5 protein-coding genes and 2 pseudogenes are annotated in these 9,374 nt (G+C 54.7%); 3 read left to right on the top strand and 4 right to left on the bottom strand.

Features of this window, described 5'->3' with window-relative positions:
* The 3 genes from ACFR81_RS04885 to ACFR81_RS04875 all read right to left on the bottom strand — a co-directional run.
* A partial coding sequence (locus tag ACFR81_RS04885; RefSeq protein WP_145177063.1) for an MFS transporter occupies positions 1-1,402 on the bottom strand: 1,402 nt, incomplete at its 3' end.
* Between the two features lie 176 nt (positions 1,403-1,578).
* Complete coding sequence (locus ACFR81_RS04880) at positions 1,579-3,396, bottom strand: acetyl/propionyl/methylcrotonyl-CoA carboxylase subunit alpha (RefSeq protein ID WP_343876179.1); 1,818 nt, start codon at positions 3,394-3,396, stop codon at positions 1,579-1,581.
* Between the two features lie 145 nt (positions 3,397-3,541).
* On the bottom strand, positions 3,542-4,219 hold the full coding sequence (locus ACFR81_RS04875) for a Maf family protein (RefSeq protein ID WP_145177058.1): 678 nt from the start codon (positions 4,217-4,219) through the stop codon (positions 3,542-3,544).
* 138 nt (positions 4,220-4,357) lie between these two features.
* On the opposite strand from ACFR81_RS04875, the gene ACFR81_RS04870 reads away from it, so the two are divergent.
* Positions 4,358-7,687 (top strand): NAD-glutamate dehydrogenase domain-containing protein, encoded by a 3,330-nt coding sequence (locus tag ACFR81_RS04870; RefSeq protein ID WP_190616932.1) that lies wholly within the window; start codon positions 4,358-4,360, stop codon positions 7,685-7,687.
* 134 nt (positions 7,688-7,821) lie between these two features.
* Here the strand turns inward: ACFR81_RS04870 and ACFR81_RS04865 are convergent.
* Positions 7,822-9,016 (bottom strand): annotated as a pseudogene (locus tag ACFR81_RS04865) (IS110 family RNA-guided transposase).
* A gap of 45 nt (positions 9,017-9,061) precedes the next feature.
* Here ACFR81_RS04865 and ACFR81_RS04860 point away from each other — a divergent pair.
* The gene (locus ACFR81_RS04860) at positions 9,062-9,193 is read left to right on the top strand and encodes a hypothetical protein (protein ID WP_255376898.1); all 132 of its coding nucleotides are present in this window, start codon (positions 9,062-9,064) and stop codon (positions 9,191-9,193) included.
* Positions 9,194-9,297: 104 nt separating this feature from the next.
* Positions 9,298-9,374, top strand: a pseudogene (locus tag ACFR81_RS04855) (IS6 family transposase); the annotation flags it as partial.

Below are 9,374 nucleotides of genomic sequence, written 5' to 3'. Positions count from 1 at the left end.
AGGATGGGCGGATGGAGTCGCGGGGATTCGCTGCATACATGTCGACGTCCCGTGTTTCGTGCGTGAGCAAGATAAAGACGATAGAAATAACCGAAGCGAACGCAAGATACGCGCCGACCGCTCCTACACCCCAATGGGCGTTCAGCCAGACAGCCACAAACGGGGTGAGCGCTGCACCCAGAATAGAAGCGACGTTATAGGAAATTCCCGACCCGGTGTAACGCACATTGGTTGGAAAAAGCTCGGGCAGGTATGCCGACATTGAACCGAAGGTTAGGCCCATCAGCGCCATGCCCACCGACATGAAGATAATGATTTGCGTGATGTTGGCGTTGGCGCCGGTTCCAACTACCTCAGGTGCCATCACGAACCGGAAAGACAGGCCGAATAGCACCATCAGTGTTGTGGTAATTAACTGTTGCTGGCGGCGTCCTGCCTTATCAGCCCACCAGCCAGAGACAGGCACACCGGCGGCAAAGAACAGAATGGAGATAAGTTGGATGATGAGGAACTGGTGATAGGGGATACCCAACCCGCCGCTTTCAACCTTGCCGATGCCGTAAGAGAGAATCCAAGCAGTCATCAAATAGAAAAGTACATAGCAAGCAACCATGATGAACGTTCCCTGAATCATGGGCCACCAGGAGGTCTTGAACGCCTCTACCAGCGGAGTCTTCACTTTCTCATTGTTCTGCACAGCTTGCGAGAAGACCGGGGTTTCTTCGAGCTTGACGCGCACGTACAGCCCAACCAGCACCATCACGATGGACGCTAGGAAAGGAATACGCCAGCCCCAGACCAAGAAGTCGTGATCGAGATTTCCCGCATCGCGTGCTGAATTGAAATTCAACAGTGACGTCAGAACCAGCACAAAACCGTTGGCAAGGATAAAGCCGAATGGGGCGCCTAACTGAGGCCACATCGCTGCGCGGGCGCGTTTGCCTTCTTCAGCGTATTCGGTAGCGAGCAGTGCCGCGCCCGACCATTCGCCGCCGAGTCCTAGACCCTGGCAGAAACGCAAAATGGTGAGCATGGCAGGGGCCCACAGCGCAATCTGGTGATAGGTGGGAAGTAATCCAATCAAGAAGGTGGCAATACCCATCGTGAGCAGCGCACCCACCAGGGTAGCTTTACGACCGATTCGGTCGCCAAAATGCCCAAAAACTACCGAACCAATCGGACGAGCCACAAAGGCCGCGCCGAACGTCGCCATCGACGCCAGCAACTTCGCCGTCTCATTTGCCCCAATAAAGAAGAGGGCGGGGAACACAGCTACAGCTGCGGTGGCATAAATGTAAAAGTCATAGAACTCGATGGTGGTGCCCACCAATGACGCCGTGATGATGCGTGAACGCGGCACGGGCGTCTGGGCAGCAGCGTTCGAAGACGGTTGCGACATCATAAAAACCCCTTGCTCAAACTAAATGTGTATGCCAGGTAACTGTATGTACGCTGAGCGAAACCGTGCAGGGTATTTTCAAATATTGAGACTCATCAGGCATAAACCGGCAGGTGAGAGCACAAAAGCGGAAACTCCCGCTCAGGAATTTCCGCTTTTGAAACGCTGTGCTCAGACGCTTACTTGATAGTTGCAATCACCGAACCGGCTGAAACCGTTTCCCCGGTTTTCAGCTTGAGACCAGCAACTTTGCCTGCCTTGTGCGCGGTGATGGGCTGCTCCATCTTCATGGCTTCAAGAACCACGATGAGATCACCTTCAGCTACCTTAGCGCCGTCCTTGACTGCGACCTTGACGATAGTTCCCTGCATGGGTGAGGTCAGCTCGTTGGAATTAGTCGAGACGGCGCGGGCGGAACGCTCTTTACGCTTCTTCGCTGCAGCAGGAGCCTTGGTAGACGGCGCAGATCCAAGCTGGGGCATGAGAATTTCCATGCGCTTGCCGTTGACTTCAACCACTACCTTTTGCCGGTCATCTTCGTCTGCATCAACGTTACCGAACCCGCCGTCGTAGGGCTTGAGGGTGTTGTTGAATTCGGTCTCAATCCAGCGGGTGTGGACTGTGAAATCTTCAGCAGTTTCAGCGGCGAAAGCCGGCTCGGTCAAGACCTGGCGGTGGAAGTTCGCCACCGTGGGCATACCTTCAATGACCAGCTCTGCCAGGGCGCGGCGCGAGCGCTCAATCGCCTGCTGGCGGGTGGAGCCGGTTACGATTAGCTTTGCCAGCATGGAGTCGAAGGAACCGCCGATGACGTCGCCTTCCATCACACCGGAATCCCAGCGCACACCGGGGCCGGTGGGGATAGCTAGTTTTTCCACGGTACCGGGGGAGGGCATGAACGAACGCCCGGCGTCCTCACCATTGATACGGAATTCGAAAGAATGACCGCGCAGAACCGGATCATCAAAACCGAGCTCCTCACCACGGGCCACGCGGAATTGCTCGCGCACCAAATCAATTCCAGAAATTTCTTCGGAGACAGGATGCTCTACCTGAAGGCGGGTGTTGACTTCAAGGAAGGAAATGGTGCCGTCGGTTCCTACCAAAAATTCACAGGTTCCAGCACCCTGATAACGTGCCTCTTTGAGAATCGCCTTGGAGGATTCGTAGAGGCGTTCAAGTTGCGCCTCGGAAAGGAAGGGAGCAGGAGCCTCTTCAACCAGTTTCTGGTTGCGGCGCTGCAACGAGCAATCGCGGGTAGATACCACGACGACGTTACCGGCGGCATCCGCCAAGCACTGGGTTTCAACGTGGCGGGGCGAGTCTAAGAATCGCTCAATAAAGCATTCACCGCGACCAAATGCTGCGGTTGCCTCGCGAACTGCCGAATCAAAAAGCTCGGGGATATCTTCACGCTGGCGAACCACCTTGATGCCGCGTCCGCCGCCACCGAAGGCAGCTTTAACGGCGATGGGCAGCCCAAATTCGTCGGCAAAAGCTTCAACTTCAGCGGCAGATTCCACGGGATCCTGGGTTCCGGGAACCTGGGGAGCGCCGACTTTCTCTGCAATATGGCGGGCAGCAACCTTGTCGCCCAAACGAGTAATAGCTTCAGGCGAAGGACCAATCCAGGTCAGACCAGAGTCAATCACACGCTGCGCGAACTCGGAGTTTTCTGAGAGGAAACCGTAACCGGGATGCACCGAATCAGCGCCAGCGCGCTCAGCAACCTGCAGGAGCTTATCAATGACCAGATAGGAATCAGAGGCAGTGGAGCCACCCAAAGAGTAGGCTTCATCAGCCAGGCGCACGTGCAACGCATCGCGATCAGGCTCGGCGTAAACTGCCACTGTCTTAATACCTTCATCACGCGCAGCACGAATAACTCGTACCGCAATCTCACCGCGATTGGCAATTAAAACCTTGGAAACGGGGCCCGTATGGCGACCCTCGCGAGCAACAAAATGCGCGAGATCGCGGTCATGGGTAGTGGACAATGAAAAACTCCTTTGATCCGCGATACGTTGAGAGGAAACTGCCCTGAATCGGGCTGAAACTCTGTGGCTCTGGAGCGCTCACGGTTATGCTTTGTGCGTCTACTTGTCGATTTTACCGTCAAAACACTACGAATATGTTTAAAATTTACGCTGATTTCTTCCAAAACTCTGTGATGGAGAGATTCATTTCTTTCAGCATGGAACGCAACGCGTTCACTGATAGGCCGACGACCGTGTGAAATTCTCCCTCGATTTCGCGGATGAACGCCGCCCCAAAGCCGTCGATGGTGAAGGAACCAGCCACCCATAGGGGCTCTTCGGTGCCCACGTATGCGGTCATTTCAGCCTCGCTCATCTCTTCAAAACGCACGACGGCGCTGCGCAATTCCGAGGCTTCGGGGGAGCGACTCCCCGTGCGGTTATCAACCAGCCAGTGACCGGTGTGTAGCACGCCCTCATTGCCGCTCATCTGGCGGATGCGCTCCAGTGCCTTTTCAGCGGTGCGGGGTTTGCCAAAGGCTTGGCCGTTCATTTCAAACACTGAATCACAGCCCAAAACCAGCGCCCCTTCCGATTCTGGTAATTGCGCTACAGCTTGTGCTTTAGCTTTTGCCAACAGGAGAGCGGTCTGCGCCGGGGTAATCTTACCCAGTCCTGAGGCATAGGCGTGCTCTTGTGCTTGTTGCAAGGCTTGTTCTTCGTCTACTTCAGAGACAATTACCGTGAATTCCACACCTGAATCTTCGAGGAGTTTTTTCCGGGCGGGGGAGCTAGATGCGAGAATCAGACGAGACTCGGCTTGAACAGTATTTTCAGTGAGCATATGTTCAGTTTATGGGGCGAGGTCTATTATGTGGAATTTCCGGTTCTCCAGTATTTATAGTTGCCGCTGGCTTCGATAGATTGAAAACGAAAACGATGAAACGACCGTCTCTTTCCAACCAGCTATCGGAGGAATCCCATGAGCGCTTTACCCAACCTTTCCCTCAAACCGCTATCTCAAGAGCCCGAATTGGGAAGCGCTGATTTTGCAGCGCTGGAGAAACTCAGTTCCTCATCCGCTCCGGCTATCGTGAAAGCTCCTTCTCAGGGAACTTTGCGTTTGTACCTGTCGCAACCGCAATCCATTGCCGTTGTGCTTCCTCTGCTGGCGCACCTGGGTATTTCCGTAAAGAACCAGGCAGCTTTTGCCGTCACCTTTGAGGGGAAGGACATCACCCTCTTTGAATTAGAACTAGAGCACACCGATTTCCCTCAGAACGACCGCGCACTTGAACTTGCAGAAGACGCACTCAATGCTGTGTTGACTCAAGAAGCTGAGGACGACGAGCTGAACCAGCTCATCACCGCCCAGCAGGTTTCCTGGCGCACCGTCGTCGTCTTGCGTGCTTATGCGGCTTACTTGGCGCAGCTGGGGGTCAAACCCACCACCAAAACTATTGCTGGGTACTATCTGAATTACCCAGAGCTTACTGCCTCATTTATTGAGTATTTCCATACGAGCTTTGACCCTGAACTGGATTTGGACCGGCAGGAGCGTCTAGACCACCGGGAAGAACTTGCAGACCGTATCGAGAAACAGATGGGCGAAATCACCGATGCCGCCACCGAGCAGTTCTTCTCCCATCTGCTTGAGGTCATGCAAGCCACCGTGCGCACCAACCTCTTTCAAAATAAAGAGACGGTAGCGTTCAAGCTTCGCCCGCAGGAGATTTCCTGTGCGCCGGCGCCGCGCCCGCTCTGGGAAATCTGGGTCTACTCACCAAAGGTCGAAGGTACTCACCTGCGCTTTGGAATGGTCTCCCGCGGCGGTTTGCGCTGGTCCGATCGCCCGCTGGATTTCCGCACCGAGATTCTCGGCCTGGTCAAAGCCCAGCGCACCAAGAACGCCGTCATTATTCCTAACGGTTCTAAGGGCGGTTTCTTCCCCAAGGGACTTCCCGACCGCGACGCCGAAAAGGAACTCTATGCGCAGATGGGCGTAGACGCCTACAAGCTGTTCATCGGATCGCTGTTGGATGTTACCGATAACCTGGTGAGCGAAAATGGCGAAGAAAAGATTGTTCACCCCGATAACGTGGTGATTCTTGATGGCCCCGATCATTACCTGGTGGTCGCAGCCGATAAGGGAACCGCAACTTTCTCCGACACCGCTAACTCCCTTTCGCTAGAGCGCGGTTTCTGGTTGGGCGACGCTTTTGCCTCCGGCGGCTCGGTCGGATTCGACCACAAAGACATGGGCATTACCGCCCGGGGCGCGTGGGAATCGGTGAAACGCCATTTTGCTTCGTTCGGCAAAGACATTCAAACCGAAGACTTCACCATGGTCGGAATCGGTGGTATGGCGGGCGACGTATTTGGCAACGGCGTCCTACTCTCACCCCATATTCGCCTGGTCGCCGCCTTCGATTCACGGCACATTTTCATCGACCCTAACCCCGATGCTCAAACCACATTTGCCGAACGCGAGCGCCTCTTCAACCTGCCCCGCGCCTACTGGACCGACTACAACCGGGAACTCATCTCAGAGGGCGGTGGCGTCTTCAACCGCTCCGATAAAACCATCGAAATCAATGAGCAGATTCGGCAGGCGCTCGGCATTGAGGATGAAGTCTCGGAACTGACCCCCGCAGAATTGATTCGCGCTATCATCGCCGCTCCGGTGGATTTGCTTTACACCGGCGGAACCGGCACCTATGTGCGCTCTAGCAGCGAAACAGATGCCGACGTCCGCGATTCCACCAACGATTCCATGCGTATCACTGCCCCCGAACTGCGCGTCAAAGTAGTAGGGGAGGGCGGCAACCTTGGGTTGACCCAGCGCGCTCGCATTGAAGCGGCTCGCCATGGGGTGTTGCTCAATACTGACGCCGTCGACAACTCAGCGGGTGTGGAGACCTCCGACCACGAAGTGAACTTGAAGATTCTGGTAGATCGTTTGGTTGACGCTGGAGAGATTAGCAAGGACGAGCGTGCGGCTTTGATTGAGGAACAGGTCGAGGAAGTTGCGCAGCAGGTGTTGCGCTCGAACATCGACCAAAACATTCTGTTGCAAGCAGAACGCTTGGGCACTCGTCCTACCAATTCAGCGGCAACCCGTTTTATCAAGTTCCTATCGAACAATGCTGGACTGGACCGCGACGTTGAGTTCCTGCCTACCAACGACGAGCTGGCAGAACGCCGGGATAACAAGGAACGCTTGACCAGCCCCGAACTTTCGGTTCTCACCGCTTACTCGAAGCTGTGGCTTACCCAGACTTTGATTGATGAAAACTTTGGGCAGGACCGCTGGCTAGAGCCGGTTCTGCAGGAGTACTTCCCCTCTGCCGTGCGGGAGAAATATGGGAAGCATTTCTGGTCTCACCCTCTGCGCCGAGAAATTATTGCCACCAAGGTAGCCAATGAAGTCGTTGATACCGCTGGAATTGTCTTTGTGTTCCGGGTGGTTGAAGAAACCGGTGCGAGCGTTTCCACCGTAGTGCGTTCGTTCTTGGCAGTGAGCGCCATCTTTGGGTTGAAGGACGCCATGCAGCAGGTGCGCGAACTTGCCCCCACCACTGACCCCGATGTCTGGCGTTCTTTGGTCTATGGCATTCAGCGCTTCACCGATCGCGCCGTACGCAAGGTAGTGCAGGAAGGAACTCTCGCTCGCGCAGAGGTGTCCGGGGAAATTGAGGGTGTGATGGAGTCTTTCATCAACCGTTTCTCGCAGGTTCAATCGCTGTGCGGTCACCTGGAATCTTTCTTGGGCGGTAAGCTCCTTGAACGTGTGCGGGATAACCAGCGGGCAGTGAATCGCTGGGGAGTTGACGGCGCTCTTGCAGATTTGTGGGCGGAGGTTTGGGAGCAGATTGCTCTGGTTGACATCGTCTCCATCGCCGAACAAACCGGCTGGAGCACCGAACGTGTAGCACCGCTTTACTTTGCGTTGTATGAGCGATTCAATGCTTCAAACACCATGATTGCCATTACCGAGCTTCCCCGAGTAGGGCGCTGGGAGTCGATTGCCCGCGCGTCACTCCGATCGGACTTGTATGAGGCGCTGACGGCGCTGACCTGCAAGCTGATCGGATTTGCCGAGGAGAACGGAAAAGCTCAGCCGGAGACTTTTGCCCAGGCAATGAAGCTTGTTCGGGAGTGGGAGAAAGTCACTCCGTTGCAGGCACCGGCGATTCGCCGTCTGACCCAGGAGATTTCTGAGTTCATTAATCTCTACGCAGCAGGTTCACGACGTGCCGATTCAGCGACGATTTCGGTAGCGGTTCGCACGCTGCGCGAGATTGCTTACTAAGACGCGGCGTCTTTTGACGAAGTAGCTGTTCTTAACCTCGAACGCACACGGTTTGCCCACCGCACACGGTTCTTTCCTGTGGCGGTGGGCAAACCGTATGCTTTCGACGTCGGGGGGTGCTTCTATAGTTTTCGTCAAGCCCCCACCGACACACGAGACTCATAAAAACACCCATCCCGCAACATCGCAAACAAAACATTCAACCGCTTACGAGCCAACGCCATCACCGCCTGATTATGCCGCTTACCCTCCGCACACTTGCGATCGTAATAAGCACGCGAAGCCTGATCAGCCTTCAACGAAGCAAAAGCAGATAAGAAAAGCACTCGCTTAAGTGCTTTGTTCCCACGCCGTGAGGCGTGGGAACCCTTAATCGAGGTACCCGATTTTCTATCCACTGGCGCAATCCCAGCATAAGACGCCAGATGAGAAGCATCCTTAAAATCCTTACCCACCACCTCAGTTAGAATCCTGGCACTGGTGCGCACACCCACCCCAGGCATCGAACGAATAACTGCTGATAAAGGATGAGCTTCCACCAAATCCAGTATCTGCTGCTCTGCTTCACTACGCTGTGCCAGAATCAGCTCAAGCTGGGCAGCTAAGGAAGAAATAATCTGAGAAGCACTTGCTGTTCCAGCAACGATGACTGTTTGCTCATCAAGAGCTTGGAAGATTTCTTCCGTAAGCTTCGGTGCAAGCCGAGGTGCTTTCTTTTTCAGTAGGTTACGCACCTTGGTGCGCCCTGCAAAATGAAGTTCTGCAGGAGCAGGGTATTTCTTGAGCAACCCAAGCACCGCCTGGTGCGAAAGTCTAGGACCTAAAACTCGCTCAAGGTGTGGATGAATCTGAGTGAGAAAGCCACGCAGACGGTTTGAAACTGCTGTTGCTTGTGCTGCTAGGTCATCGTCAAAACCGCAGAGCATGGAGAGTTCTGAGGTGGTTTCATCGGCAACTGTTATTCCATGTAGGGTGTGGGGCATGGTGCGGGCTGTTTCAGCGATGATGAAGGCGTCCTTAGCATCTGTTTTTGCTTCACCGGGGTGCAAATCAGCTACTCTTCGCATGGTTAGCCCTGGCAGGTAGGCGACTTGGATACCTATGTTTTGTGCCGATAGCTATCGGCAGGGCACCGATTGTTTTAGGCTGGTCCACTACTAGCAGAACAGTTCCTTGGGTGCTGAGCTTAGTCAGTAGTTCACGGATTTTGGGTTCTGATTGGGGTAGGGGTTTATCCCAGATTTTTTTGCCATTGCTGGTGAGCGCTGTAGCGTGGTGGTTGGTTTTGCCGACGTCTAGTCCGAGGTAAATGGTGAGGTTTTCGGTCATTTCTTCGCACCTTTGTGTTTTGCGGGTTATGGTGTGAAGTAACCGGTGGTTCACGAATCTCGCACCCACGTTACATTGGCTTTGGATCGTGCTTCTATTAGCGATGGTTTGTGGACCGTTCCCGGCCCCGGTGGCGACACCCCCCTGACCATTATTTGTGTTGGCTGGGGGCATTGAGCCATGCCGGGGCGGGCCGGTTACTTACGCTTCTAGTTTCACCTGTTTTTGGTGTCTTTGTGTGCGCCCTTAAAAGGTAACGGGGGGGCGTCTTGTGTGCTTTTTTCTTAGGGGTCGGCGGCAGGTGGTGCTACCTCTATCGGGCGAGCACCGCCGGTGGCCAGACCCTGGACTTTTACCT

It is taken from the genome of Rothia amarae, assembly GCF_042677725.1.
Lineage (GTDB): Bacteria > Actinomycetota > Actinomycetes > Actinomycetales > Micrococcaceae > Rothia > Rothia amarae.
The sequence above is the reverse complement of the archived record's forward strand: the minus strand, read 5'-3'. Positions and strand labels throughout refer to the sequence as shown.

Bases quoted from the DNA above. Each gene is read 5' to 3' on its own strand.
- ACFR81_RS04870 (WP_190616932.1), top strand. From the start codon at position 4,358: ATGAGCGCTTTACCCAACCTTTCCCTCAAACCGCTATCTCAAGAGCCC.
- ACFR81_RS04875 (WP_145177058.1), bottom strand. From the start codon at position 4,219: ATGCTCACTGAAAATACTGTTCAAGCCGAGTCTCGTCTGATTCTCGCA.